Origin of the sequence: Muricoccus roseus (assembly GCF_900141905.1) — a bacterium.
Lineage (GTDB): Bacteria > Pseudomonadota > Alphaproteobacteria > Acetobacterales > Acetobacteraceae > Roseomonas > Roseomonas rosea.
This window is the reverse complement of the sequence record NZ_FQZF01000010.1, coordinates 81,072-105,899: the sequence shown is the minus strand read 5'-3', so window position 1 is coordinate 105,899 and position 24,828 is coordinate 81,072. Positions and strand designations below refer to the sequence as shown.

The window sequence follows — 24,828 nt, the reverse complement described above, 5'->3', positions numbered from 1 at the left end:
CGGGCGCGACCGCAGGCGCGCGGCCCCCGATGCTGGAGCCGGCCCTGCTGCCGCGCGCCGCCCGGGACGCCTTTCGGAAGCTGAACCCCCTGGCCTTGCTGCGGAACCCCGTGATCTTCGTGACCGAGGTTGTCTCGATCCTCGTCACCCTGCTCTCCGCCCGCTCCGCCTTTCTCGGTGAGCCCTGGGCCTTCCAGGCATGGATCGCCCTCTGGCTCTGGTTCACCGTGCTCTTCGCCACCTTCGCCGAGGCCGTGGCAGAAGGACGCGGCCGCGCGCGGGCGGAGAGCCTGCGCAAGGCCCGGACGGAGGCCCGGGCCAAGCTCCTGCTTCGGCCTGACGACCGCACGATCTGGCAGCCGCGGGATGCCACCGATCTGCGGGTCGGCGACCTGGTGCTGGTGGAAGCGGGCGATATCGTCCCCTCCGACGGCGAGGTGGTACAGGGCATCGCCAGCGTGAACGAGGCGGCCGTGACGGGCGAGAGTGCCCCGGTGATCCGCGAGAGCGGCGGCGACCGCAGCGCGGTCACGGGCGGAACCCTGGTCGTCTCCGACTGGATCGTGATGCGCATCACCGCCGCGCCCGGCTCTACCTTCATCGACCGCATGATCTCCCTCGTGGAGGGTGCCTCACGGCAGAAGACGCCGAACGAGATCGCGCTCGACATCCTCCTCGCGGGCATGACGATCATCTTCCTGATCGCGGTGGCGAGCGTCGTCGGCCTGGCCTCCTGGAATGGCGCCCCACCCTCCGTCCCCGTCCTGGCGGCGCTGCTGGTCACGCTGATCCCAACGACGATCGGCGGGCTGCTCTCCGCCATCGGCATCGCGGGCATGGACCGCCTGGTGCGCTTCAACGTGATGGCGACCAGCGGCCGGGCGGTGGAGGCCGCGGGCGACGTGGATGTCCTGCTGCTGGACAAGACGGGAACGATCACGCTGGGCAACCGCCAGGCCGCCGCGCTTCATCCCGCCCCAGGGGTGGATGCGCGCGCGCTGGCGGAGGCTGCCATCCTCTCCTCCATCGCCGACGAGACGCCAGAGGGGCGCTCCATCCTCGCCTTCGTCAAGGAACGGCACGGCATGGCCCCCCCTGCCCTGCCGCCCGGGGCGACGGTGGTTCCCTTCGCGGCGCAGACCCGCATCTCCGGGCTGGACCTGCCGACGGGAAGCTACCGGAAGGGTGCGGCCGACAGCCTCGTCCGTGCCATCGGGACCGAGGCTCCGGCGGCGCTGCGCCAGGTGGTGGAGCGGATTGCCCGGGCGGGCGGCACGCCGCTGATCGTGGCGAAGGACCGCCATCTGCTTGGCGCCATCGAGCTGAAGGACATCGTCAAGCCCGGCATCCGCGAACGCTTCGCCCAGCTGCGCCAGATGGGCATCCGCACGGTGATGGTGACAGGCGACAACCGCCTGACCGCCGCGGCAATCGCGACCGAGGCGGGGGTGGATGACTTCATCGCGGAGGCCACGCCGGAGGACAAGCTGCGCTACATCCGCGACGCGCAGGGCGAGGGGCGCCTGGTCGCCATGGCGGGGGACGGCACGAATGACGCGCCCGCCCTGGCGCAGGCCGATGTCGGGCTGGCGATGCAGACCGGCACCCAGGCCGCGCGCGAGGCCGGCAACATGGTGGATCTGGACAGCGACCCCACGAAGCTCATCGAGGTCGTCGAGATTGGTAAGCAGCTGCTCATCACCCGTGGCGCGCTGACCACCTTCTCCATCACCAATGACGTGGCAAAGTACTTCGCCATCCTGCCGGCCATCTTTGTCGCGCAATACCCGGATCTCCAGGCACTGAACCTCATGCGCCTGGCCAGCCCGGAAAGCGCCATCCTCTCGGCCGTCATCTTCAACGCGCTCATCATCGTGGCCCTGGTGCCGCTGGCGCTGCGCGGGGTGCGCTACAGGCCGGCGGGCGCGGCCGCGCTGCTGCGGCGAAACCTGCTCATCTACGGGCTGGGCGGGATCGTCGCCCCCTTCATCGGCATCAAGCTCATCGACATCCTCCTCCAGATCCTGGGGATCGCCTGAATCATGTCCTTCATCCGCCCCGCCGCGACCCTGGTCGTCGGCTTCACCCTTCTCCTCGGCATCGCCGTGCCTGCCGCCTTCACGCAGGTCGCGGGCCTCGTGCTGCCGGCCCGATCAGGGGGCTCCCTGGTCGAGCGCGACGGCCGGGTGATCGGCTCCGCGCTGATCGGCCAGGACTTCACCGACGCCCGCTACTTCCATCCCCGCCCCTCCGCCACCAGCGCCACGGATCCGAAGGACAGCAGCAGGACGGTGGATGCGCCCTACAACGCCGCAGCCGGCGCCGCCTCGCAGCGCGGCCCGTCGAGCCAGGCCCTGGTGGAGACGGTGCGGCAGCGGGTGATGGCGGCCGGCCCAGTTTCGGCTCCGATCCCGGCCGATGCGGTCACGGCCTCGGGCTCGGGGCTAGACCCCGATATCAGCCCGGAAAATGCGGGCCGGCAGGTCGCACGCGTGGCCCAAGCCCGTGGCCTCCCGGAGGAACGGGTGCGCGCGCTCCTGGCGGAGAGCACCACCGCGCCGGCCCTCGGCTTCTTCGGCGTGCCACGCGTGAACGTGTTGCGCCTCAACCTGTCGCTCGACGCCATGCGCTAGCCTCATCGCCCCGCCCGTCGTCCGGGTGAAAGCAGGGGGCAGGGCGGCGGAGAGGTGCGGCACGGCATGCCGCATGCTCATGCCCGCGCGCGCAGCCCGAGGATGGCCCGCGCCTCTGCCGCACTGGCCAGTTCCCCACCCATGTCGTCCACGATCCGCGCCGCGCGTTCGCAGAGCTGGGCGTTGTCCCGCGCCAGCTCGCCCCGGCGGTAGTAGATGTTGTCCTCCAGCCCGACGCGGACATGCCCGCCCAGTGCCCAGCTCTGCGCGACGGCCGGAAAGGACCAGCGGCCAATGCCGAAGGCGGCCCAGATCGCGTTGCCTGGCAGCAGGGAATGCGCGTAGGCCAGCGTGGGCAGCGAGGTGTCGAAGCCGTAGCGGATACCCAGGACGATCTGGAACAGCGGCGGCTGGTCCAGCGTGCCATCCTCCAGCAACGCCCGGGCCAGGTGGATGTCTCCGCTGTCGAATACCTCCAGCTCCGGCTTGGAGCCCGCCTCGCGCATCGCCTGCGCCATGATCCGCACGTTGTCCGGCGTGTTGATCACCACCGAGCTGCCGGCGAACATGGTGTTGAGGTCGAGCGTGCAGATCTCCGGCTTCAGCGCGACGATGTGCTCCACACGCTTCAGGGGATGCATCAGCGTGGTGCCGGGGGCGGCCTTGCTGGGGTCGCCCGCGCTCGGGATGAAGCGCTGGCCGGGCCCGGTGGTCAGGTTGATGATGATGTCCGTGCCGGAATCCCGGATGCGCTGCATCACCTCGCGGTAGTGCTCCAGCTCCATGCTCGGGCGGCCATCGGGATGGCGGACATGGATATGCGCGATGGCGGCTCCGGCCTTCGCGCCCTCAATCGCTGCCCTGGCGATCTGCTCCGGCGTGCAGGGCAGGCCGGGATGCTGCTGCACCGTGGTGATGTTGCCGGTGACGGCCACCGTCAGGATCGTCTTCGCCATGCCCACTCTCTCCGATACTTCCCCGGCCGCACGCCCCGACGCTCCAGAAGCCGCTAGCCCTGGCTCCCCAGGATCGCCTTCACCTCCAGGTATTCCTCGAGCCCGAAGGCCCCGAACTCCCGCCCGTTGCCGGACTGCTTGTACCCGCCGAAGGGAAGGCTTCGGTCGAAGGGGGCACCGTTGATATAGACGCGCCCTGCCCGGATCCGATTGGCAATGGCGCGCGCGCGCCCGGGATCCCCGGACTGGACGAAGCCAGCCAGTCCGAAGGGCGTGTCATTGGCAATTCCGATCGCCTCCTCCTCGGTGTCGTAGCTCATGATCGACAGCACGGGGCCGAAGATCTCCTCCTGCGCGATCCGCATGTCCGGCGTCACATCGCCGAAGACGGTCGGGCGGACGTAGTATCCATGGTTGAACTCCGCCGGCCGCCCAGGCCCGCCGGCCACCAGCCGCGCACCCTCCTCGATGCCCGAGTTGATGAAGGCCTGAACCTTCTCGAACTGCGCATGGCTGACCACGGGCCCCATGGTGGTGGCCGGATCAAGCGGATCGCCGAGCCGGATGGCGCCGGCCGCCTCACGCGCCACCTCGAACGCCGCCTCTCGCCGTGCACGGGGCACGAGCATGCGCGTCGGCGATTGACAGTTCTGCCCGCCGTTCGTGTAGCAGGCGTGAACGCCCTGGGTCACCGCCGCCCTCAGATCGGCATCGTCCAGGATGATGTTGGCGGATTTCCCGCCCAGCTCCTGCGCGACACGCTTGACGGTGTCCGCCGCCAGCTTCGCGACCCGCACGCCGGCCGCCGTCGATCCGGTGAAGGACACCATGTCGATTCCGGCATGGGCGGCGACCGCCTCGCCCACGGTGGGGCCGTCGCCGTTCACGAGGTTGAAGACGCCGGGCGGAAGGCCGGCCTCATGGACGATCTCTGCGAACAGCATCGCGCTGAGCGGCGCGATCTCGCTGGGCTTGAGCACGACGGTGCATCCGGTCGCGAGCGCCGGCGCCACCTTGGAGGCCACCTGGTTCAGCGGCCAGTTCCACGGGGTGATCAGGCCGCAGACGCCGATCGGCTCGCGGCGGATGATCCCCTCCCCCATCCGCTCCTCGAACGGGTAGCGCGCCAGCACGCGCGCCGCCTCCTCGAAGTGGAAGAGCGCAACCGTCGCCTGCCGCTCGGTCGAGAAGGTGATGGGCGCGCCCATCTCGAGCGTCATCGCCCGCGCCAGCTCCGGCAGGCGTGCCCGGAAGCCCTCGGTGATCCGCCCGAGATAGCCGAGGCGCTCCTCGACACTCGTCTCCGAATAGGTGGCGAAGGCCCGGCGCGCCGCACCGACGGCTCGGTCCACGTCCTGCGCCGAGCCCAGGCTGACCCGCGCAAAGACCTCCTCCGTGGCCGGATTCAGGACCCCGAGGGTGGAGGACGCGACCGGATCCACCCAGGCGCCGTCGATGTAGAACTTCAACCGATCCATGGCGCCCTGTCCCTAGAGATGCCGGCCCTCGTCCACAGGCACCACGATGCCCGTCGAGCTGGTCAGGTGGATGATGCAGGCGACCACCGCCCGCGCCACGTCGTCGGGCGTCGTGACATGGGCGAGCGGGAGCCGCTCGGCGGTCTGCCGCAGCTGCTCGCGCGTCCGGCCGGGCACGAAGCCGGTATCGACGCCGGCCGGCGAGACGGAGAAGACGCGGATCCGCGGCGCGAGAACCTTGGCGAGCGCGAGGGTGAGCGCGTCGAGTCCAGCCTTCGCGGCGAGATAGGCCAGGCTGCTGCCAAGGCCCGTGCGGGCCGCGATGGAAGAGATACTCACGATCGCCGCGCCCTCGCCGCTTTCCAGCAGCGGGCGGAAAGCACGGATTACGGCGAAAGGCCCGCGGAGATTGAGGGCGACGGTCCGGTCGAAGATCTCGTCGGTCAGGCCAGCGAGATCGCCGGCGGGAACCGGGGTGGTCGCGCCCCCGCTGTTGACCAGCGCATCCAGCCGTCCGAAGCGACGCTCCACGGTCGCCACGGCCTCCGCGATGGAGGCCGGATCGTCGATCGCGAGGCGCAGGGCCAGGTGCCCGGATCCCTCCAGGCCGCCGGCCACCTCCTCCGCCTCCGCACGGCGGCTGTTGTAGCCAAGGATGACCGCCGTGCCTAAGGCGGCGAGCCGCGCCGCCGTCGCCCTGCCGATCCCGCCGCTGGCTCCCGTCACCAGCGCGACATTCGGGACCGGGAGCGCGGGAATCCCGATGCCCGTCATCGCTGCCGCCCCGGGGCGCCGCGCCATCTCGCCTCGCTCATGCCGGCTCCTCTCGCCATGCCTGGCGAGGAAGCTAGCCGATGCGGGGAGGGCGTCGACCGGCGCGTCCCGGAATTCCGGATCCCGGAATTCGACGACAAAGGCGCCGCGCCGACGGCAGGGGCGGCTAGATTGCGTGCAACAGGCAGCACAGCCTCGGCGTATCACGGGAGGACACCATGGCACCGCGCGTGACTCGAAGGGCCGCGCTCACCATCGCGATGGCCGCACCCTGGGCGTCGCGGCCGGCCCGCGCCCAGGCCTGGCCATCGCGCCCTGTCACCCTGGTCCTCCCCTTCTCCGCCGGCGGGGGAACCGACCTTCTCGCGCGCGCCCTCGCGCAACACCTGGGCGAGACGCTGGGCCAGCAGGTGATCGTGGACAACCGCAGCGGCGCGGGCGGCAATATCGGCGCCGCTGTCGTCGCCAGGGCCGCGCCCGATGGCTACACGATCCTGTTCGGCACGCCCGGGCCGCTGGCGAACAACAAGCTGATCTACCGGAACCTGGCCTTCGACCCCGAGCAGGCCTTCGCGCCGGTCGTGCTGATCGCCAAGTCGCCGCTCGTCGTCGCGGCGAAGGCGGCCCTGCCCGTGAGAAACGTTCAGGAGCTCACGGCCCAGGCCAAGGCCCATCCCGGCAAGCTCACCGTCGGTGTTCCCGGCAACGGAACCCTGGGGCACATCACCGCCCTGCTGCTGGAGCGCGAACTCGGGATCAGCCTGACCAGCGTGCCGTATCGCGGCACCGCGGATGTGGTGAAGGATCTGCTCGGCGGGCAGATCGACCTCGCGATGGACTTCCTGCCCTCCTATGTGCCGCTCGCGCGGGAGGGAAAGATCCGCGCCCTCGCAGTGACCACATCCCAGCGCTCGGTGGACCTGCCGGAGGTCGAGACCGTGCAGGAAGCCGGGTTCCAGGGCTTCGAGGCCTCCGCCTGGTATGCCCTGGCCGTGCCCACGGGAACACCGAGCGAGATCATCGGCAGGCTGAACGCGGCCAGCAACGCCTTCCTCGCGAGCCCGAGAGGGCAGGACGCGCTGGCCAGGCTGAGCATGCAGGCCGTCGGCGGCTCTCCCGCGGAGCTGAGGACCTTCATCTCCTCCGAGCTTCGGAAGTGGGGACCGGTGGTGCGGGAAGCCGATATCGCGATGTGAGGCGCCGGGCAGCCGCGGCGGCTCCCGGGGAGGGTGGCACCTGCCGCGCGCAGCGGCCTGCGCGCAGCACGCCCGGCCGGCCCGTCCTAGCCTCCACCCTCCCCGAAGAGCGTTGACGCGAAGGATGGCGGATGCGGGCGATCGAGATCCGGGGGCATGGCGGACCGGAGGTGCTGGCGCTGACGGAGAGGCCGGTGCCGGAATGCGGCCCGGGCGAGGTGCTGGTCCGCGTCGCCGCCGCCGGCGTGAATCGGCCGGACGTGCAGCAGCGCAAGGGCCTCTACCCGCCGCCGCCCGGCGTCACCGACATCCCCGGCCTGGACGTCGCCGGCATCGTGGAGAGTGCCGCGCCCGGGATTGCCTGGCCGCGGCCCGGGGACGCCGTTTGTGCCCTCGTCGCCGGCGGCGGCTATGCCGAGTTCTGCGCCGTTCCCGCCCCCCAATGCATGCCGGTTCCGCGCGGCCTCTCCTTCGCCCAGGCGGCGACGCTGCCAGAGGTGTTCTTCACCGCCTGGAACAACGTCTTCTGGCTCGGCCGGCTGGCCGAGGGGGAGACGCTTCTCGTCCAGGGCGGCACCAGCGGCGTCGGGCTCGCCGCGATCCAGATGGCGCGGCACCTGCGCGGCGCCACCGTCCTCGCGACGAGCAGCTCCGCCGGGAAGCGCGCCGTCTGCCTCGAATACGGCGCCCATTATGTGGTGGACTACCGTGAGGCCGACTGGCCCGAGCAGCTGCGCGCGCTGACGCAGGGCCGCGGCATGGACGTGATCCTTGACGGCCAGGGCGGCGACTATGTTCCGGTCGAGTTGGGGCTCCTCGCCACCGATGGCCGCCTCGCCCTCATCGCCAGCCACCGCGCCCCACGCGCGGAGATCAGCACGCGCGACATCTACATCCGTCGCCTGACCCTGACCGGCTCCACCCTGCGCGGCCGCCCGCCCGCCTATAAAGGCCGGATCGCGCACGAGCTGGTGGAGCAGGTCTGGCCGCTGCTGGAGGAGGGCCGCATCCGCAGCCATATCTGCGGCACCCACCCGCTGGAGGAGGCCGCCGCCGCGCAGTCCGTGCTCGACGCGAACGCGCAGATCGGCAAACTGGTGCTGACCGTCTCCCCCCTCGCCGCGACCGTGCCGGAGCCCTCTCCCTGAGCGACCCGCCTGTCCAGTCCGTCCTCCGCGCCCTTTCGATCCTGAAGGAGCTAAACCGGCAGCGCAGCACCACCGTGGAGGAGCTGTACCGCGCCACCGGCCTGCCCAAGCCGACAATCATGCGCCTCCTCAACACGCTGACCGTCGCCGGGCTGGCGACGAAGGCAAGCCGCGGCCTCGGCTACCAGGTCACCTCCGACGTCCTCTCCCTCAGCGCCGGCTATCATGGCGGCCCCCTGGTGGCGGAGGCCGGGCGCCCCTGGGCCGCGGACCTGACGCGGCGCCTGCGCTGGCCCGCCGCCATCGCCGTGCTGGACGGTGCGCGCATGGCCATCAGCGTCAGCACCATCGCGGATAGCGCGGTGTCGCCCTTCCACAGCACGGTCGGGTCGCATCTCAGCCTCGTCACCCGTGCCCTTGGCCGCGCCTACCTCGCCTGGTGCCCGGATGCGGAACGGCGCATCCTCCTCCGGATGCTCGCGGCCTCCGCCGACCCGGAGGACACGCCGCCGAACCTGGAGCGCGTCATCCGCGGCATCGTCGCCATCGCGCGCCAGCAGGGCTATGCGCAACGCGACCCGAAGGTGGAGCCGCGCTCCTCCGACACCGTGGCGGTGCCGATCTCCCTCGGCGGATCGGTCGCCGGCACGATCGGCCTCAGCTACTTCCGCTCCGCAGTGAACCACCGCGTCCTCACCGAGGAACTCGTGCCGGCGCTGAAGGAGGCGAGCCGGGAGATCGTCGTCTCGATGGAACGGCTCCAACGCGGCGCCGAGCCGCCCTGAAGCTCCCGCCAAGGCGACCAGCCGCCCCCCTATCGTGCCAGCTCGGCCTTCAGGGCCTGCATCGCCGCCACCAGCATCGCCGTGCTGTTGAAGCACACCATGCCCATGCCCGCCGCCTCCAGCCGGAGAACGTCCTCGGCGGTGCGCCCGACCGTCGCCCGCGCCACCCCGGCCCGCTTCGCCGCTTCCGCGATGCGGGACACCGCCTCCTGCACCACAGGGTGCCTGATATCCCCCGCATGGCCGAGCGAAGCCCCGAGGTCGCCGGGGCCGATGAACACCGCATCGATCCCGGGCACCGAGACGATCTCGTCCACCACGGGAAGTGCCTCCGCGTCCTCCACCATGATGATCACCATGGTGTGCCGGTTCCGCGTCGCGTAATACGCCTTGCTGTCGCCCGTCCCATAGGCGGAGGAGCGCGACAGCGCCACGCCGCGCTTGCCTTCCGGCGCATACAGGGCGCGCTCGACCACCTCCCGCGCGATGGCGGCGCTGGAGACGTGTGGCACGAGGATCCCGTCCGCGCCGGCGTCCAGCACCCGCTGGATGCTCGCCACCGATCCGTCGGGCACCCGCACCAGCCCGGCCATCCCGTGCATGGCGGCCGCGCGCAGCATGTTCTCGATCGCCTCGATGTCCGCCGGGCCGTGCTCGGTGTCGATGATGACGAAGTCGTAGCCGCAGAGCCCCACCATCTCCACCGTCGCGGCCGAGGGGGTGCCGATGAAGAAGCCCAGCAGGCGGTCGCCCCGGCGCATCCGGTCCTTGAAGCTGTCGGGCATCGTGATCCCCCTCAGGCCGCGGCGTCGAGGCCGAGCAGGCGCGCCGCGTTCGACGAGACCAACTTGCGGATATCGGCCTTCGGCACCTGCTGGTCGAGCAGCAGCCGGACGACCTGACGGAAGCCCTCCACGGGCCGGGGCGAGCCCACCAGCCCGAGATCGGAGGAGAGGATCGTACGGTCCACTCCCGCTACCTCGATCAGGTGCAAGAGCTCCTCCGGCGTGAACTTCTTCGACTTCCCCTCGACCCACATGCAGATGGAGTGCTCGATATGGGCGCCGATCGAGACGAGCTCACGGATGTCGTCGTCGGTGCAGCCGATCATGTAGGTCGGGTGGTTGACAAGAAGGCGGTTCACGCCCCGGCGCTTCGCCTCCTCGAACACCTTGATCATCTCCGCGGCATCCAGGTGCCCTCCGGCGAGAATGATGTCCGCCTCGGCGATGACGTCGAGCACACGCTTGGTGTCGTCCAGCAATTCGCCATTGGCGTCGGTCGCCCGCAGGGGCAGCGGGTCAAGCATCTTCTTCGACGTCTTCGGGAAGGTCTTGCCCTGCCCATGGACCTGCTCGATATGGTTCGCGGCCGAGAGGGTCGGCATCCAGACGATCTTCGCCCCGAGCTTCGCCGCATGGTCCACCGCGTGAGGATTGATGCCGCCGGAGGCATTGTTCAGCGCGATGCCGGAGAAGAGCTGCACGCCAAGCTCGGGAAACAGCTTCTCGAGCAGGATCGCATGCGCGGTGCCCAGGTAGAAATGGTCCTTGTAGAGCAGCGCGCGGAACTTCGCCGCGGCACAATCCAGCAGCGCCTCGTGGTGATCGAGGATCCGCGGCATGGCGGCCGGGCCGCTGTGGCAGTGCAGGTCAACGGCGCCGACGAGAAGCTCCGCCGCCTCCGCGTCCCGGGCCAGGTTCTCTTCGACGGTTTCGCTCATCGTTCTTGTCCTGCTCAGGCCCCGTCGGGCATCGGATAGTCGTCAGCGTTCAGCACCCAGCCCGGCTTCCTGGAGAAGTCCATCCGGGGCGGGCAGAAGATGTCCACCAGCTGGTTCAGCCCGTGGAGCTGGGCGCGGGTGGTGTGGATGGAGGGCGGCGGGATCACGGCGACCGAGGGGGAAGCACAGAATTCGTGCTCGTCCTCCCGCCAGTGGTTCATGTTGGGCGTCCAGGGCCAGCGCAGGTCGTGGATGAACTCGCCATCGAGGGCGAGCGAGCACTGCTCGAAATCGTCGTGGTGATGCGGCGAGAGCTTCGTGATGTCGCGCGGCTCGTGCCGGGGGTCGAGATAGTTCACCATGAAGGTGGAGCCGCGAAAGATCCGCCCGAAGCGCCCGGGCTCCACCTGCACATCCAGCCCGTAGCGCCGGATGCGATACCCGCCTGGCGGCGCGGGCCAAGGCTTGAACGGCGGGATCAGAGGGTTCGGGGCCGCATAGGCGCCATTGTTCGGGCAGCGCGCGACAAGGTCTTCGGAGAGCGCGGTGAAAAGACGCACAATTCGTCCCCCGCCCCGGATTTCGATGCTGCTGTCGCCCGGCGGCACGAAGACGACCGCCTCGCCCGCGCAATCCTGCTCCTCGCCATTCGCGGTGACCCGCGCGGCGGTGCCGGAATCGGGCAGGATCAGGACATACTCATCCTTCTGGCCGCTGCGCTCGAAGCGCGCGCCATCGCGGGCGAGGGTGTAGACGACCACGAAGTTCTGGCCACGCGCGTACCAGCTCTGCCCCTGGGCGTCCTCGTCCTCGGGCGGCCTTTCATAGAACTTCACATAGCTCGGAGGCGCATAGCCGCCGGACGGCAAGGCGGGACCCGTCCCCGACGTCGGCAGGGCGGCGCGCGGGTCGGATTGATCGTACATGGTCAAGCATCCTCTCGTTCACGCCGACCGGCTGCGCCGCGCGTCTGCGCAAGCGCGCATCGTTCGAGGCGGCTATGGGCGGCCTTCCCGGCTTGAGCGGCGCGAACTGGCGCTTGCAGCTCGCGGCCCCCGTCCATGGCGGCGCCCTGTTTGCCAAGGCGCCGTTGCGTGGTTGACGGGGGGCAGCTTACCCCTGTCCCTCAGAACATCGTCCCGAATCTGCTCGCTTTCCGGGATGCGGAATTGCCGTCGAGGAAGCACAACGGCGCGGGGGCGTCATCCTGCCGGCAAAGACCCTGACCGGCCCTCGTCAGGGCCTCCGTCGCGGGAGCCCGTGGGCAGGCCCGAGGAACTGGGCGATGAGCCTGCCAGTGCCCGGGGGCAAGCCCCATTGGTCAGTCCGGCGTGGCACCGGAGAGCACGACAAGGCGGCTCCACTTCGGGATCTCCGCCTCCATGAACCGCGCCAGCTCCTCGGGCGAGCCCGGCGAGATGGCCGCGCCGGCCTCCGTCAGCCGGGTGCGCACGGTCGGGTCCGCCAGCGCCTCACGAAGCGCCACGTTCAGCCGCGCCGTCCGCTCCGCCGGGATGCCCGCCGGCCCGTAAAGGGCCTGCCAGGAGACAAGGTCGAAATCCGGCGCGCCCGCCTCGCGGAAGCTCGGCACGTCGGGTAACAGGCCGGACCGGCCAGCGGAGGTCACGCCGATCGCCCGCGCCCGCCCGTCCTTCACCAGCGGCGCGGCGGTCACGATGTTGTCCACCACCCCGTGCACGTTCCCCGCCATCAGGTCCGACAGCGCCTGGCCGCCGCTGCGATAGGGCACGTGCTCCATCCGGATCCCGAAGGCGTCGCCGATCATCGCGCCGCTGAGATGGTTGGAGGAGCCGACGCCCGCCGTGCCGAACAGCACGGGTCGCTGGGCCTTGCCCCAACGCACGAACTCCTCCGCATTGCGGGCCGGGACGTGGTTGCCGATCAGCAGCACGTTGGGCTGGCTGAGGATCATCGAGACCGGCGTGAAGCTGCGCTGCGGGTCATAAGGCAGCCGCGCGCCGAAGAGCTGCTTCGCGATGGCATGAGAGCTCACCGCGCCGATCTGGATCACATGGCCATCCGGCGCCGCGCGGGCGACGTAGTCGGAGCCGACAATGCCGCCGCCGCCCGCCCGGTTCTCCACCACGACGGTGGTACCCAGTGCCTTGCCCATCCCGGGCGCGATCAGCCGCGCGAGCACGTCCGCCGAGCCGCCCGGGGCATAGGTCACGACAAGGCTGATGGGCCGGCTGGGCCATGGCTCCTGCGCCAGCGCCGGGCGCGCCAGCGCCGCGCCGGCGAGCGCACCGAGGGAGCGGCGCGTGATGGGGTGACGAATGGGCTGCATGGCTGAAACATCCTCGTTCAATCGGATGCCGTTGTTTCTGGCGCAGTCTGTCCCGCCTTCATGCCGCGGCCCCCTGAGGTGCGGCACGGGCCGGATCCTTCTTCCCGTCAACCGATGGTCACTTCGTCCCATTCCCAGGCGACGAAGGCCGCACGGTCGCCCGACTGCATCACGGGATCGCGGCGAAGCGCGATCACGAAGACATCCCTGTCCTGGGTCACGGTTTCCACCAACTCGCCCCAGGCGTTCCGGATCCGCAGGATCGGCTCGCCGGCCTTCACCACGCTGCCGGGCGTCACCGTGGTCTGCGCGAAGCCGCCATGGCTGCAGGTGAGGTGCCCGCGCCGCGTCGCGCGCAGGATGGTGCGCGGCAGGGCGGGCGCGTCGCGGCCGAGCATCCCCATCGAGGTGGCCAGCCCACGCAGCCCGGCGGTCGCTGCGGCGATGAAGGGCGCTTCCGCCCGGCCGCCGCCGCCGACCTCCAGCATGAAGGCTTTGCGCCCGCGGGCGAGGAGCTGGTAGTCGAGCGCGCCGGCGATGTTGCCGGGCAGCTCCGCCCCGCCCGCCGCCACCGACATCCGGCACGAAATGGCGGGCGAGAAATGCGCCGTCAGCCGCAGAAGCTCGGCCTCGCTCACGCCGCTCTCCGGGTGAAGCTTGTAGACGGCATAGGGGCGGCCATCGTAGGGCGTGCCGACCGTGTGCATGCAGACGGTGACGTCGGCATGCTCCGCCACATGCGAAAAGAGCGCGGCCGCGAGACGCTGCGTCGGCAATCCGTCCGCGCGGCCGGGATAGGACTGGTCCAGGTCCTCCTCATCCGCCGGCGTGCGCTTGCGCCGCGCATCCAGCGCGAAGGGATTGGCCGTCGTACTCAGCACGATGCTGCCGGAGAGCGCGGCCGGGTCGATCGAATCCAGCAGGTCGAAGGCGGCGAGCAAACCGTTCAGCTCGTCACCATGCACCTGTCCGTTGATCCAGAGGCACGGTCCCGGCTTCGCCCCACGCAGGATGGCGACCGGGATGCCCAGCTCCGTCCCACTCGCACCCGTCCCCAGGGGAATCCGTGCCTTGTGGCGGCCCGGCGTGAGCTTGGCGAAGGCCGTCGGGAAGTCCTGCATCGTCTCTCCAGCTTCACTCGGGCTTGCGGGACAGGCGCGGCCGCGGCTCCGCCCATATGGCGTTCAGCCCCATTGCCGCACTCATCACCTCGTCCAGCTTATGATTTTACGGGCCGGGACGGGTGACAAGCGCATTCTGGACCCGATACACATTAGAGGAACTGATGATAACGCCGTGATGCGCAACCTCGACCTCGACCTGCTCCGAAGCTTCGTGGCCGTGGCGGATGCCGGCAGCTTCGCCGGCGCGGCCAGCAGGGTCCACCGCACCCAATCCGCCGTCAGCCAGCAGATGCAGCGGCTGGAGGCGGTGACGGGCCGCGCCCTTTTCGGACGGGACGGCCGCCACAAGCGCCTGACCGAGGACGGGCTCCGCCTGCTGACCTATGCGCGCCGCCTGGTCGCCCTCAACGACGAGGCCAACGCCGCCCTTGGCCCGGGAGGCCCGACCGAGGTGGTGCGCCTCGGCGCGAACAACGACGTCGTGGACAGCATGCTCCCGGCCCTGCTCGGCCGCATCGCCCGGGGCCACCGCAACATCCTGCTGGAGATCCGCACGGGCCGCAGCCCCTTCCTGATGGAGGAGCTGGAGCGCGGCGAGCTGGACCTGGCCATCACGACGCGGGACCACCGCAGCTTTCCACGCCTGGTGCTCCGCCGTTCCCCCACCGTGTGGTTCTGCAGCGCGGACTTCGCGCACCGGCGCGACGCGCCGCTGCCCCTGGTCCTGTCCAACGAACCGAGCCTGTTCCGTGGCCTGGCGATCGACGCGCTCGACCGCGCCGGCTGCCCCTGGCACCTCGCCTATCTCAGCCTCAACCTCGGCGCCATCCGCGCGGCCGTCCGGGCCGGGCTGGGGGTCACGGCGCGCAACATCGAGATGCTGACGCCGGAGCTGCGGGTCCTGAGCGAGGCGGACGGGCTGCCGCCCCTGCCCAACGTCACCTTCTCCCTGTTCCTGCGCACAGGCAGCGGAGAGGCGGCGCGCCGGGTCTTCGACGGGCTGTCCGACGTCGCGTTCTGACGGCGCGGAGCGATCATCCGTCCAGGCGGATGTTCCGTTGCCGGATCACCTCGCCCAGCCGCTCGGTCTCGGCCCGGATGAAGGCCCCCAGCTCCGCGGGGGAGGAAACCTCCCCGTCCAGCCCGGCCTGGGTGAGGCGGCGCGCGGTTTCGGGCCGGGCCACGGCCTCGCGGATGGCCAGGCTGATCCGCTCGGCGGCGGGCCCCGGGGTGCCGGCCGGTGCCATGATGGCACCCCAGGACGTGCTCTCGGCCCCCTGCAGCCCCATCTCGGCCACGGTGGGCACGTCCGGCAGCAGCGGGTTGCGCTTGTGGCCGGTGGAGGCGAGGGCGCGCAGGCTGCCCTCCCGGATCGGCGCGATGGAGGAGGCAGGCTGGTCGAGGAGGAGCTGGATGGTGCCCGCCATCAGGTCGCTCATCGCCTGGCCGCTGCCGCGATAGGGCACATGGGTCAGCTGGACCCCCGCGGCGCCGGCAAAGACCTCGGTGAAGATGTGGGTCGCCGTGCCCACCCCGCTGGAGCCGTAGGATATCCCGCCCGGCTTCGCCCGGGCCAGCGCGAGGAACTCGGGAAGGGTGCGGGCCGGCAGGCTGGCGGGCACCACGACGAGGATGTCCGTGCGGAAGGCAAGGGAGACGGGCGCGAGGTCCCGCCCGATGTTCACGCTCCGCATCAGGCCGAGATGCGGCGCGATGGTCATCACGCCATTGGTGCCGAGCAGCAGCGTGTGGCCGTCCGGCGCGGCCCGCGCCACGGCCTCGGTTCCGATCGCGCCACCCGCGCCCGCGCGGTTCTCGACGATGACGGGCTGGCCCAGCCTCTCCCCCATGCGCTCCGCGAGAATGCGCGCGGCGACGTCGGTCGACCCCCCCGGGGCGAAGGGGACGATGAGGCGCAGCGGCCGGGACGGCGCCCAGCCCCCCTGCGCGGAGGAGGGCCGCGCCATGAGGATCGCCGGTGCGGCCAGGAGAAGGGCCCTGCGGCCGTGTTCGTAAGCCATCGTTCCTCCTGTCGGGGAAACACCCGTCCATCCGCCATGATTGGTGGCGCGAGACGATCCGGCGGACAAACGGATTCTGCACGCGATACCCATTAGCCCCGCTGATATGGCCGCCGATCGACGCCGGAGACGGCTTCGCGATAGCCACACCGAACGCGCGGCGCCCAACCGACCCGCGGGCGCATGCCACCTGCCGGGAGCCCCAACATTAGCTCCCATGATGTGTCCTCGCTGGCGAATGCGTTTGTTCGGGCTCCCCGGACATGCTCAACCCAGAAGGTCCGAAAGCCGGGAGAACGGGAATGTCGATCAAGGCGGAACGCCAGGAGGCGGTGGGCCGGGCCATCGGTCAGGTCAGGGATCTGATCGGGGGCCGCGCGCTGGACCGGCCGACGCTCAACCAGGTGCTGGAGGTGCTGAAGGGCCTCGCCGCCCGGCCCGAGCTCTGGCCGGCCGAGGAGTTTCCCTCCCCCGGCGAGGACACGCGTCAGGCGCGCTACCTCATCGCGGAAGACCCGGACCAGACCTACGCGCTCTATCTCAACTCCATGCTGCCCGGCCGGAAGATCCCGCCGCACGACCACACCACCTGGGCCTGCATCGCGGGCGTGGAGGGCGAGGAGCACAACACCGTCTGGAACCGGCTGGATGACGGGACCCAACCCGGCCATGCCGAGCTGGAGAGGAAGGAGCTGATCGTGGTGAAGGCCGGCAGCGGCATTGCGCTGATGCCGGACGACATCCACTCCGTCGACATCGTGGGCGACCGCCCCATCCGCCATCTGCACCTCTACGGCCGCGCCCTGGAGACGCTGAGCGAGCGCGTGACCTATGACGTGGCGGCGAAGACCGTGAAGCCGATGCCGATCGGCGTGCAGACGAAGCGCTGAAATGCAGCTGGTCGACGCCCCAACGCTCAAGGCCTGGCTGCACGACGGCGCGGAGATCGCGCTGCTCGATGTGCGGGAGCACGGCCAGTACGGCGAGGGCCATCCCTTCTACGCCGTCCCGCTTCCCTATTCCCGGCTGGAGTTGGAGGTCGGCCGGCTGGTGCCGCGCCCGGCCACGCGGGTCGTCCTCCTCGACGCCGGGGACGGCGTGGCCACCCGCTCCGCATCACGGATGGAGGCGATGGGCTATGCCGCGGTGCACGCGCTGGAGGGCGGGGCCGCCGCCTGGAAGGCCGCGGGATACGAGCTCTTCGCCGGCGTGAACGTACCGAGCAAGTCCTTCGGCGAAATGGCGGAGCACGTCTACCACACGCCGCATATCAGCGCGCCGGAACTGGCGGCACGGCAGGCGCGTGGGGAGAAGCTCGTCGTGCTGGATGGCCGTCCGGTGGACGAATACCGGAAGATGACCATCCCCGGCAGCATCTGCTGCCCGAACGGGGAGCTGCCGCTTCGCATCGCGGCCCTGGCGCCCGATCCGGAGACGACGATCGTGGTGAACTGCGCGGGACGCACGCGCAGCATCATCGGGGCGCAGACGCTGCGGCATTTCGGCGTGCCCAACCCTGTCCTGGCGCTGGAGAACGGCACCCAGGGCTGGTACCTCGCCGACCTGCCCCTCGACCACGGCGCGGACCGGCTCTACCCGGCGCCGGCCGGGGACTTGGTCGCGGCGCAGGCCCGGGCAGCCTCCCATGCCGCGCGGGCCGGTGCCGAAGGCGTCAGCGTCGCGACGCTCGCGGCGTGGATGCGCGATGCCACCCGCACCACCTTCCTCTGCGACGTGCGGACACCGGAGGAGTTTGCCGCCGGCAGCCTGCCCGGCGCGCAATCGACGCCGGGCGGCCAGCTCCTGCAGGCGACGGATCAATATGTCGGGGTGCGCGGCGCCCGGCTGGTCCTGTTCGACGGCGAGGGCGTGCGCGCGCCCATGATGGCGGCCTGGCTGCGCCAGATGGGGTGGGACGCCTTCGTGCTGTCCGAGGGGCTCGCCGCGACCCTGCCCGCACCGCCCCCCGCCCTGCGGCCGAACCTCCCGGCCCTCCTGCCGCTCGATGCCCCGGGGCTGGCTGAGGCGGGCGCCACGCTGCTCGACCTGCGTCCCTCCATGGCCTTCCGGGCCGGGCACCTCGCCGGGGCGCACTGGGCGATCCGCCCGCGGCTGGACCGGGTGCCCTCCCCTTCCGGGCCGTTCCTCCTGATCGCGGCGGAGGAGGGCGTGGCGCAACTGGCCGCGCTGGATCTGGCGGAACGCGGCATCGCCGCGACCCATTGGCACAGGGCGGACCCGGCCGCTTGGCGGGCCGCCGGCCTCGCGGTGGAGGCGACACCGCAGGACCCGCCGGATGCCGCCTGCATCGACTTCCTGTTCTTCGTGCATGACCGGCACAGCGGCAACAAGGCGGCGGCGCGGCAGTACCTGGCCTGGGAGCTCGGGCTGATCGGCAAGCTCGACGATCGGGAACGCGCCGCCTGGCGCTTCCTGCCGCCAGGCTGAGCTGGCGGCAGGGAGGAGACGTCCATGCAAAGCAAAAAAGTGACGGCGTGGGGCCGGCGGGGCGTGCTCGGGCTTGGTGCCGGCATGGCGCTCGCGCGCCCGGCCCTCGCCGCCTGGCCGGACCGACCGGTCCGTTTCATCGTGCCGCTCGCGGCCGGCGGCAGTGTGGACCTGCTCACCCGGCAGGTCGCGGAACGGCTCCAGCCCCGCCTCGGCGCGCCTGTCGTGGTGGAGAACCGGGGTGGCGCGGCGGGCAATATCGGGATCGACCTCGTCGCCCGCGCGGCGCCGGACGGCTACACGGCCCTGGTCGCCTCCGACGTGCTGACGGTGAACCCGGCGCTCCAGACCGTCACCTGGGATGCCCGGCGCAACTTCGTGCCCTCGGTCCTGCTCTGCCGCGCGCCGCAGGTGCTGGTGGCACACCCTTCCCTGGGCGTGAGGGATTTCGGCGGCCTCCTGGCCGAGGCGGAGCAGCGGGGCGGACGGCTCAACATCGCCTCCCCCGGCAATGCCAGCAGTGGTCACCTCGCCGGGGCACTGATGCAGGTGATGACGCGGCGGCGCTGGACCCATGTGCCCTACCGGGGAGGCGGGCCCGCCGTGTCGGACGTGCTGGCCGGTCATGTGGACGCCCTCTGGGTCACCGCCGCGCCCGTGGTGCCGCATATCCGCAGCAGCGCCCTAGTCCCGCTCGCCGTCAGCACGCGCGAGAGGGCCCGGGCCCTGCCGGAGGTGCCGACCATGGCGGAGCTCGGCTACCCGGATTTCGAGGTGACGAACTGGGAGGGCGTGCTCTTCCCCGCAGGCACCGCCGCGGAGGTGGTGGCGGAGATGAACCGCGCCTGCAACGCCGTGCTGGAGGAGCCTGCGCTGCGCGCGCGCCTGGAGGAGGTGGGCTTCGAGCCGGTCGGCGGCCCGCCGGAGGCGCTGGCGGAGCTGATCGACAACAACCTACGCCGCTGGGCCAGGCTCATCCGGGAGACGGGGATCCGAGCCGACTGAGAGGGGCCGTCAGGGTTCCCCAACGGGGCGGGGCGCGGCAGGCAGGCAGGCAGGCAGGCAGGCAGGCAGGCTACGTGGGATCGGACGCCTTCGTGCTGTCCGAGACACTCGCCGCCTGCCTGCACCGCCGAGGTCCACCGCTCCATTCCAATGATCAGGTTGCAGGCCCGCAGCCTATCGGAGGCGGTGCGCCTTGCTATGCTGGGCCGGCCTCGGCCCACCGGCTGGGACAGGACCGCCCTGGTCGGGCGCTCCCGCCAAGCGCCCTGGCGTGACCGGCCGCATCGGGGCACCGCCCCCACCTTCGGCGAGGGGCCGGAAAATGGGGGAGGCGACCATGTGCTTCTATTCTAGATGCCAGAGGTGGCCATGACGAACGCTCCGCAGGGCAGTCGGGCGGGCGACGAGGAGACGGGCGGACACTCGGCCATTCCGCTTCCCAGGAGCCCGGGCGAGGCGATCACGGTGCTCGCGCATTTCCACCGCGCCGAGATCGGGCGCATGACGGGCTGGAGGGACCGGATCGACCGCACGACGAACTGGGCCATCACGGTGGTCGCCGGGATGCTCTCCGTCTCGCTCTCGACCCCCTCGGCGCATCACGGCGTGCTGCTCTTCGCCATGGTGTTGGTGATGCTCCTGCTCTCGATCGAGGCGCGGCGCTACCGCTTCTTCGACGTCTACAGGACCCGGGTCCGGCGGCTGGAGCGGAACTACTACGCGCAGTTCTTCGCGCCCCGTCCGGAGGAAACCGGCGATTGGACACGGCTGATCGGGGAGGACCTGCGCGAGCCGCGCTTCTTCATCTCGAAACGAACCGCCATCTCCCGCCGGCTGCGGCGGAACTACTTCTGGATGTTCCTGGTGCTGCTGGCCGCCTGGATCCTGAAGATCAGCTCCTCCTGGCTCCTGCTGGACGCGGCTCCGGTGGATCCGGAAAGGCCCGTGCCGGGGTTGATCGAGAACGTGGCGCTCGGCCCTGTCCCGGGCTGGGCCGTGCTCCTCGCGGTCCTCGTCTTCTACGGCTGGCTGACCTACGCCAGGTTCCGCCCACGCGAGACGGGTGGCGAGCTGGCGCATGGGGACGTCCATGTATGACGCCCGCCCCGGGTCCGTGCCGCCGCGCAGCCCGGGCGGACGGACCACCGGCATGCCGGAGCCGCCCCCGTAGCCGTTGCTCGCACCCGATCCTACATGCGCCCCATGGACGACAGAGCGCCTCTACAGGACTTCATCGCTCGCCACCGGCGCATCTTCGTGCTGACCGGGGCCGGCTGCAGCACCAGCGCCGGCATCCCCGACTACCGCGACGCCGCCGGCCAGTGGAAGCGGGCCCAGCCCATGACCTTCCAGGTCTTCATGGCGGGTGCGGAGGCCCGGCAGCGGTACTGGGCGCGCAGCCTCGTCGGCTGGCGCCGCTTCGGCCGGGTGCGCCCGAACCGGGCCCACCTCGCCCTCGCCCGGCTTGAGGCCCAGGGCAAGAGCGAGTTCCTGCTCACCCAGAATGTCGATCGCCTCCACCAGGCCGCCGGCAGCAGCCGGGTGGTGGACCTGCATGGCCGGCTGGACCGGGTCCGGTGCACCCGCTGCGGCGAGACGATCCCTCGCGAGAGGATGCAGGCGGAGCTGATCCAGCTGAACCCTGGCTGGGCGGAGCGGGGGGCCGCGGCGGCGCCGGATGGTGACGCCGACCTTGAGGCCGCGGATTTCGCCGAATTCGCCGTCCCACCCTGTCCATCCTGCGGCGGCGTGCTGAAGCCCGACGTCGTGTTCTTCGGTGAGTGCGTGCCGCGAGAGCGGATTGATGCTGCCCGCGGGGCGCTCGACGAAGCCGACGCGGTCCTCGTCATCGGCTCCTCGCTGATGGTCTATTCGGGCTTCCGCTTCGTGCAAGCGGCCGCCAGGGCCGGAAAGCCCGTGGCCGCGGTGAACCTGGGCCGCACCCGGGCCGATGACCTGCTCACGCTCAAGGTGGAGCAGCCCTGTGACGAAGCTCTCGCCTTTCTGCTGTAGTCGGGCCCCGACATCATGGCCAGCACACCCCTGCAGCGCCTCCGCGCGCTGGCGCACCGGAACACCCTTTTCGCGCCCACCACGCTGGATAGCGCGGTGCGCCCCCTCGCGGTAGAAGGACATGGATGACGACGATGCCGCACGTTTGATCGTGGATGACGACGAGGACATCCTCTCGCTGCTGACGCAGTTCCTGCAGAACCACGCCTGCACGGTCGCCGTAGCGCGCCGGGGCGAGGAGATGTTCTCCTTGCTGGAAACCCAGGCTATGAGCGTCGTCATCCTTGACGTGACGCTGCAGGGAGAGAATGGCTTCGACCTGTGCCGCCGTCTCCGCGCCACATCCTCCGTCCCGGTGATCATGCTCACCGCGATGGGCGAGCACACCGACCGGGTTGTCGGCCTGGAGATCGGCGCCGACGACTACATCACGAAGCCCTTCAACGCGCGGGAGCTCCTCGCACGGATCAAGGCGGTGCTTCGCCGCTCCGAGACGCCCGCACAGCCCAAGGACCAGCGGCCGATGCTCAGCTTCGGCCGCTGATGGCTCGACGTCACGCGGCCGGGGTTGCGTTCGGACGACAACACCCTCGTCTTCCTGTCGGCCCGCGAGTTCGACCTGCTCCTGGCCTTCGCCGAGCGCCCGCAGCGCGTGCTGACGCGTGACATGCTGCTGGACGTCCTTCACGGCGAAGCCAGCGCAAGCTTCGACCGCAGCATCGACGTGCAGGTCAGCCGTCTTCGCGGCAAGCTGGAGGAGGACCCGAAGAGCCCCGAACTGATCCGGACCGTGCGCAACGGAGGCTACATCCTGACAGCCCCGGTGCGGCGCACATGAGCCTGCAACGCTGGCTGAGCGATACCATCGCCCGGAGGTTCGTCTCGACCATCCTGCTCGCCTTCGGCACAACGCTGCTGATGAACACGCTGTTCGTGAGCTTTGCCGGAGTGTGGGTCCGGCCGTCGCTGCTGGAGTCCGGCCTGCTGAACAGCGCCGCCACCGCGGTGCGGATCATCGAGGCCCTGCCCCCGGAGAAGCGGCCGGCCATCGCGGCCGTGGCGGGAACGGCGGAGTACCGGCTGACCTGGTACCCGGGCGAGACACCGCTCCGGGTCACGGAGCGGCTGCGCGGAAATTTCGACGAGGCGCTTTCGATCCTGCAGCCACTTCTCGGCAGCCCCTCGCGCACGGTGATCTTCTTCGCCTCAGACAGCCCGGAGATGGACGAGGCCCGCTTCCGCTTCGAACCGGGCCGCAACGCGGAAACCTACTTCATGGGAATCCAGCTCCTCGACCGTTCCTGGCTGATCTTCACCGTCCCGGAATGGACCTGGGGCCTCAACTCCGGCGTGCGCGGCGCGCTGGAGCTTTGCTTCGCATTCGCCTCCGTCCTGGCGCTCGCCATGGTCACGGCGCGCAACCTGGCCCTTCCGATAGAGCGCCTGGCCGCGGCCGCGCGCCGCTTCAGGACCGACCGCAGGCACCGCGCACGAGACCGGATCCTGGGTGTTGGAGGACGACCACAACAGCGAGTTCCGCCTCGCCGGAGCGCCGCTCACGGCGCTCGCCGGCATCGATGGCCGGGGGCGCGTGATCTACTTCGGCGCCTTCTCCAGGACGCTCTTCCCGGGCCTGCGGATCGGCTACGTGGTCCTGCCTCCTGCCTCCTGCCTCCTGCCTCCTGCCTCCTGCCTCCTGCCCTCGTCGCCCGGGCTGTCGCCGCCCGGACCATGGCCGACCGATTCCCGCCGGGCGTGCTGGAAGGGCCACTGGCGCAGCTGATCACAGGCGGTGACTTCGCCGAGCATGTCCGCCGGATGCGCTCACGCTACCGCGCCGCCCGCGACCTCCTGGCTGCGAGCCTCATGCGGGCATCCGCCGGGATGCTTGGAGTAAGGGTACCCGACCAGGGCCTGCATCTGGTCGCCACACTGCCTCGGGAACTGCCTCCGGACGCAGCAGAAAAGGATACGAGGCGCCGCCGGGGTGGAGGGGCGACTCCTCTCGGAAACACGGATCGTGCCAGGAGGGCCGGACGGCTTCGTGCTCGGCCATTCCGGGCATGCCCTCCCGGCGTTGAAGGAGGCCGCCGACCGTCTCGGCCAGGCTGTACATGCCTAGCGTCGGCGGCCGCCAGGCTAGCGAGGCCGGGAAGCCCCGGCGGATGCCGGCAAGGTAGGAGCCATTCCACGCACCTGATCTCTACGACCAGGGCTCGGCGCCGAGGGAGCCGCGATCGAGGACGGTGCTGCCGCTCCTCTAACGCGATGACCCTCCGCTGGCGGCCGGCCGATGCTGCAGCTTCTCATTCCTCTCCAGCGTCATCCGTCTCCGGCGGTGTTTCGCCATGCCGGACGAGGATACCGGGCGGGAGGGTGGGAAGCCACACCATCGTGGCCGGTGGCGAGGTCCAAAGCCCTTCGTCCTGAGAGCCACGCGTGGCATCGCCGCGGTTTACGGGGCCGGGGCTCACAGGAACCACACCGGGCCGCGTAGCTGGAGCGGTTCGTGGAGCAGCAGCCGAGGGCCGACGCCGCGGCTCTCGTGGCAGGCCATCGTCGCCGTGTGCGGCATCGGATTCCCGGAAGGATCCGAGGTCAGGAACACGCGCCGGCTGGCGCCACGTTCCAGAGCCAAGTCACAGGCGTCGGCAAAGGCTGGCCGTACCGACAGGGCGCTCGGCCCGTCGCGCCGCACCAGGGACAGGCTCGGCCGCCCGGTCACGGCGGAAAGCCACAACGCTGCATCCGCGGCTGCAGGAGCCGGGACGGCCTGCGTCGCTCCCGCGAGAAGCACCAGCACCATGAGATCACGTCGCGATGGGCCGCGCAGATAGTGCTGCTCAGGCCGGTAGGACCAGAGGCGCCAAGTGGCGAGCAGGCGGCCCTGCACCTTCCGCAGCCACCCATGTCGGAGGCGGGGCGGGGTGGCGCCCGCCCTGGCAGCAGAGGGAGCGACGGCCGTGCGGCTGCGACGGGGCATCGAGCGGGTCCTTCGGCGGCACGGTCTGAGCCGTGTCCGAGCCGGATTAGCCACAGGAGAACGATCGCCGCCCCATCCGTTTGGATAGGCGGACGGGATTGTCCCTCGCGTTTCGTGTTCCGCCGCGACAGTTCAGAGCGTGCGGCACGGGGTAGCCCTACCCTTCCTCATCGAAGCGGCACGTGCCCAAACGCGAAGCCCGGAGCCGAGGAGACGCTTGAAGGCCGGACCGG

General features: G+C 70.6%; 24 protein-coding genes. 14 read left to right on the top strand and 10 right to left on the bottom strand.

Translation table 11 applies throughout. The features are described from left to right. The first annotated feature begins 29 nt into the window (after window positions 1-29). Window positions 30-2,039, top strand: a complete 2,010-nt coding sequence (gene kdpB / locus BUB97_RS10300; RefSeq protein ID WP_073134522.1) for a potassium-transporting ATPase subunit KdpB — start codon at window positions 30-32, stop codon at window positions 2,037-2,039. Window positions 2,040-2,042: 3 nt separating this feature from the next. Further along, window positions 2,043-2,633, top strand: coding sequence for a potassium-transporting ATPase subunit KdpC (gene kdpC, locus BUB97_RS10295; protein WP_338141780.1), 591 nt, complete (start codon window positions 2,043-2,045; stop codon window positions 2,631-2,633). Window positions 2,634-2,710: 77 nt separating this feature from the next. Here kdpC and BUB97_RS10290 read toward each other — a convergent pair whose 3' ends face one another. The 3 genes from BUB97_RS10290 to BUB97_RS10280 are packed head-to-tail and all read right to left on the bottom strand — an operon-like array spanning window position 2,711 to window position 5,868. Next, window positions 2,711-3,589, bottom strand: a complete 879-nt coding sequence (locus BUB97_RS10290) for a beta-keto acid cleavage family enzyme (protein ID WP_073134333.1) — start codon at window positions 3,587-3,589, stop codon at window positions 2,711-2,713. Between the two features lie 53 nt (window positions 3,590-3,642). Continuing rightward, window positions 3,643-5,067 (bottom strand): aldehyde dehydrogenase family protein, encoded by a 1,425-nt coding sequence (locus tag BUB97_RS10285; RefSeq protein WP_073134331.1) that lies wholly within the window; start codon window positions 5,065-5,067, stop codon window positions 3,643-3,645. A 12-nt stretch (window positions 5,068-5,079) separates the two neighbouring features. Further along, window positions 5,080-5,868 carry an SDR family NAD(P)-dependent oxidoreductase gene (locus tag BUB97_RS10280; protein ID WP_217659618.1) on the bottom strand — a complete coding sequence of 263 codons (789 nt, stop codon included), beginning with the start codon at window positions 5,866-5,868 and terminating at the stop codon, window positions 5,080-5,082. Window positions 5,869-6,059: 191 nt separating this feature from the next. On the opposite strand from BUB97_RS10280, the gene BUB97_RS10275 reads away from it, so the two are divergent. From BUB97_RS10275 to BUB97_RS10265, 3 genes are all read left to right on the top strand, one after another. After that, the gene (locus tag BUB97_RS10275; protein ID WP_073134328.1) at window positions 6,060-7,037 is read left to right on the top strand and encodes a Bug family tripartite tricarboxylate transporter substrate binding protein; all 978 of its coding nucleotides are present in this window, start codon (window positions 6,060-6,062) and stop codon (window positions 7,035-7,037) included. 131 nt (window positions 7,038-7,168) lie between these two features. Then, window positions 7,169-8,185, top strand: coding sequence for an NAD(P)H-quinone oxidoreductase (locus tag BUB97_RS10270; RefSeq protein WP_073134326.1), 1,017 nt, complete (start codon window positions 7,169-7,171; stop codon window positions 8,183-8,185). Beyond that, the gene (locus BUB97_RS10265) at window positions 8,182-8,970 is read left to right on the top strand and encodes an IclR family transcriptional regulator domain-containing protein (protein ID WP_073134323.1); all 789 of its coding nucleotides are present in this window, start codon (window positions 8,182-8,184) and stop codon (window positions 8,968-8,970) included. Before BUB97_RS10270 ends, BUB97_RS10265 begins: the two co-directional genes overlap by 4 nt. Window positions 8,971-8,999: 29 nt before the next feature. Here the strand turns inward: BUB97_RS10265 and BUB97_RS10260 are convergent, their stop codons facing one another. The 5 genes from BUB97_RS10260 to BUB97_RS10240 form a co-directional block, all read right to left on the bottom strand. Then, window positions 9,000-9,755 carry an HpcH/HpaI aldolase family protein gene (locus tag BUB97_RS10260; protein WP_073134320.1) on the bottom strand — a complete coding sequence of 252 codons (756 nt, stop codon included), beginning with the start codon at window positions 9,753-9,755 and terminating at the stop codon, window positions 9,000-9,002. Window positions 9,756-9,766: 11 nt separating this feature from the next. Continuing rightward, on the bottom strand, window positions 9,767-10,693 hold the full coding sequence (locus BUB97_RS10255) for a DUF6282 family protein (RefSeq protein ID WP_073134318.1): 927 nt from the start codon (window positions 10,691-10,693) through the stop codon (window positions 9,767-9,769). A 14-nt stretch (window positions 10,694-10,707) separates the two neighbouring features. Continuing rightward, a complete protein-coding gene (locus tag BUB97_RS10250; RefSeq protein ID WP_073134316.1) occupies window positions 10,708-11,619 on the bottom strand; it encodes a cupin domain-containing protein in 912 nt (303 codons plus the stop codon). A 395-nt stretch (window positions 11,620-12,014) separates the two neighbouring features. After that, complete coding sequence (locus tag BUB97_RS10245) at window positions 12,015-13,001, bottom strand: Bug family tripartite tricarboxylate transporter substrate binding protein (RefSeq protein ID WP_073134313.1); 987 nt, start codon at window positions 12,999-13,001, stop codon at window positions 12,015-12,017. A gap of 107 nt (window positions 13,002-13,108) precedes the next feature. Further along, window positions 13,109-14,122, bottom strand: a complete 1,014-nt coding sequence (locus tag BUB97_RS10240) for a M14 family metallopeptidase (RefSeq protein WP_073134311.1) — start codon at window positions 14,120-14,122, stop codon at window positions 13,109-13,111. 178 nt (window positions 14,123-14,300) lie between these two features. Between BUB97_RS10240 and BUB97_RS10235 the strand changes: the two genes are divergently transcribed. Further along, window positions 14,301-15,146 carry a LysR substrate-binding domain-containing protein gene (locus BUB97_RS10235; RefSeq protein ID WP_073134308.1) on the top strand — a complete coding sequence of 282 codons (846 nt, stop codon included), beginning with the start codon at window positions 14,301-14,303 and terminating at the stop codon, window positions 15,144-15,146. Between the two features lie 13 nt (window positions 15,147-15,159). On the opposite strand, the gene BUB97_RS10230 is transcribed toward BUB97_RS10235, so the two are convergent. After that, window positions 15,160-16,146 (bottom strand): Bug family tripartite tricarboxylate transporter substrate binding protein, encoded by a 987-nt coding sequence (locus BUB97_RS10230; protein WP_073134306.1) that lies wholly within the window; start codon window positions 16,144-16,146, stop codon window positions 15,160-15,162. A 302-nt stretch (window positions 16,147-16,448) separates the two neighbouring features. Here BUB97_RS10230 and BUB97_RS10225 point away from each other — a divergent pair, with 302 nt between their 5' ends. The 8 genes from BUB97_RS10225 (at window position 16,449) to BUB97_RS25815 (ending at window position 23,395) form a co-directional block, all read left to right on the top strand. Next, window positions 16,449-17,036 carry a cysteine dioxygenase family protein gene (locus BUB97_RS10225; protein WP_073134303.1) on the top strand — a complete coding sequence of 196 codons (588 nt, stop codon included), beginning with the start codon at window positions 16,449-16,451 and terminating at the stop codon, window positions 17,034-17,036. 1 nt (window position 17,037) lies between these two features. After that, window positions 17,038-18,594 (top strand): rhodanese-like domain-containing protein, encoded by a 1,557-nt coding sequence (locus BUB97_RS10220; protein WP_073134300.1) that lies wholly within the window; start codon window positions 17,038-17,040, stop codon window positions 18,592-18,594. A gap of 24 nt (window positions 18,595-18,618) precedes the next feature. Further along, on the top strand, window positions 18,619-19,599 hold the full coding sequence (locus tag BUB97_RS10215; protein WP_073134298.1) for a Bug family tripartite tricarboxylate transporter substrate binding protein: 981 nt from the start codon (window positions 18,619-18,621) through the stop codon (window positions 19,597-19,599). Between the two features lie 369 nt (window positions 19,600-19,968). Next, on the top strand, window positions 19,969-20,697 hold the full coding sequence (locus tag BUB97_RS10210) for a DUF2270 domain-containing protein (RefSeq protein WP_086062096.1): 729 nt from the start codon (window positions 19,969-19,971) through the stop codon (window positions 20,695-20,697). A gap of 105 nt (window positions 20,698-20,802) precedes the next feature. Then, window positions 20,803-21,612: an NAD-dependent protein deacetylase gene (locus BUB97_RS10205; RefSeq protein ID WP_217659616.1), complete on the top strand. Its 810-nt coding sequence runs from the start codon at window positions 20,803-20,805 to the stop codon at window positions 21,610-21,612. A 121-nt stretch (window positions 21,613-21,733) separates the two neighbouring features. Continuing rightward, window positions 21,734-22,156 carry a response regulator gene (locus tag BUB97_RS27390; protein ID WP_338141778.1) on the top strand — a complete coding sequence of 141 codons (423 nt, stop codon included), beginning with the start codon at window positions 21,734-21,736 and terminating at the stop codon, window positions 22,154-22,156. A gap of 24 nt (window positions 22,157-22,180) precedes the next feature. Further along, the gene (locus BUB97_RS27385; RefSeq protein ID WP_338141777.1) at window positions 22,181-22,450 is read left to right on the top strand and encodes a winged helix-turn-helix domain-containing protein; all 270 of its coding nucleotides are present in this window, start codon (window positions 22,181-22,183) and stop codon (window positions 22,448-22,450) included. Window positions 22,451-23,122: 672 nt separating this feature from the next. After that, complete coding sequence (locus BUB97_RS25815) at window positions 23,123-23,395, top strand: hypothetical protein (RefSeq protein WP_073134293.1); 273 nt, start codon at window positions 23,123-23,125, stop codon at window positions 23,393-23,395. A 687-nt stretch (window positions 23,396-24,082) separates the two neighbouring features. Here BUB97_RS25815 and BUB97_RS10190 read toward each other — a convergent pair. Continuing rightward, complete coding sequence (locus BUB97_RS10190; protein ID WP_139281325.1) at window positions 24,083-24,595, bottom strand: hypothetical protein; 513 nt, start codon at window positions 24,593-24,595, stop codon at window positions 24,083-24,085. Window positions 24,596-24,828 lie beyond the last annotated feature (233 nt).

Bases quoted from the DNA above. Each gene is read 5' to 3' on its own strand.
- BUB97_RS27390 (WP_338141778.1), top strand. From the start codon at position 21,734: ATGGATGACGACGATGCCGCACGTTTGATCGTGGATGACGACGAGGAC.
- BUB97_RS10210 (WP_086062096.1), top strand. From the start codon at position 19,969: ATGACGAACGCTCCGCAGGGCAGTCGGGCGGGCGACGAGGAGACGGGC.
- BUB97_RS10290 (WP_073134333.1), bottom strand. From the start codon at position 3,589: ATGGCGAAGACGATCCTGACGGTGGCCGTCACCGGCAACATCACCACG.
- BUB97_RS10270 (WP_073134326.1), top strand. From the start codon at position 7,169: ATGCGGGCGATCGAGATCCGGGGGCATGGCGGACCGGAGGTGCTGGCG.
- BUB97_RS10255 (WP_073134318.1), bottom strand. From the start codon at position 10,693: ATGAGCGAAACCGTCGAAGAGAACCTGGCCCGGGACGCGGAGGCGGCG.
- BUB97_RS10280 (WP_217659618.1), bottom strand. From the start codon at position 5,868: ATGGCGCGGCGCCCCGGGGCGGCAGCGATGACGGGCATCGGGATTCCC.
- BUB97_RS10220 (WP_073134300.1), top strand. From the start codon at position 17,038: ATGCAGCTGGTCGACGCCCCAACGCTCAAGGCCTGGCTGCACGACGGC.
- BUB97_RS10235 (WP_073134308.1), top strand. From the start codon at position 14,301: ATGCGCAACCTCGACCTCGACCTGCTCCGAAGCTTCGTGGCCGTGGCG.
- BUB97_RS10225 (WP_073134303.1), top strand. From the start codon at position 16,449: ATGTCGATCAAGGCGGAACGCCAGGAGGCGGTGGGCCGGGCCATCGGT.
- BUB97_RS10250 (WP_073134316.1), bottom strand. From the start codon at position 11,619: ATGTACGATCAATCCGACCCGCGCGCCGCCCTGCCGACGTCGGGGACG.
- kdpB (WP_073134522.1), top strand. From the start codon at position 30: ATGCTGGAGCCGGCCCTGCTGCCGCGCGCCGCCCGGGACGCCTTTCGG.
- BUB97_RS10285 (WP_073134331.1), bottom strand. From the start codon at position 5,067: ATGGATCGGTTGAAGTTCTACATCGACGGCGCCTGGGTGGATCCGGTC.
- BUB97_RS10215 (WP_073134298.1), top strand. From the start codon at position 18,619: ATGCAAAGCAAAAAAGTGACGGCGTGGGGCCGGCGGGGCGTGCTCGGG.
- BUB97_RS10205 (WP_217659616.1), top strand. From the start codon at position 20,803: ATGGACGACAGAGCGCCTCTACAGGACTTCATCGCTCGCCACCGGCGC.
- BUB97_RS10260 (WP_073134320.1), bottom strand. From the start codon at position 9,755: ATGCCCGACAGCTTCAAGGACCGGATGCGCCGGGGCGACCGCCTGCTG.
- BUB97_RS10190 (WP_139281325.1), bottom strand. From the start codon at position 24,595: ATGCCCCGTCGCAGCCGCACGGCCGTCGCTCCCTCTGCTGCCAGGGCG.
- BUB97_RS10240 (WP_073134311.1), bottom strand. From the start codon at position 14,122: ATGCAGGACTTCCCGACGGCCTTCGCCAAGCTCACGCCGGGCCGCCAC.
- BUB97_RS10230 (WP_073134306.1), bottom strand. From the start codon at position 16,146: ATGGCTTACGAACACGGCCGCAGGGCCCTTCTCCTGGCCGCACCGGCG.
- BUB97_RS10275 (WP_073134328.1), top strand. From the start codon at position 6,060: ATGGCACCGCGCGTGACTCGAAGGGCCGCGCTCACCATCGCGATGGCC.
- kdpC (WP_338141780.1), top strand. From the start codon at position 2,043: ATGTCCTTCATCCGCCCCGCCGCGACCCTGGTCGTCGGCTTCACCCTT.
- BUB97_RS10245 (WP_073134313.1), bottom strand. From the start codon at position 13,001: ATGCAGCCCATTCGTCACCCCATCACGCGCCGCTCCCTCGGTGCGCTC.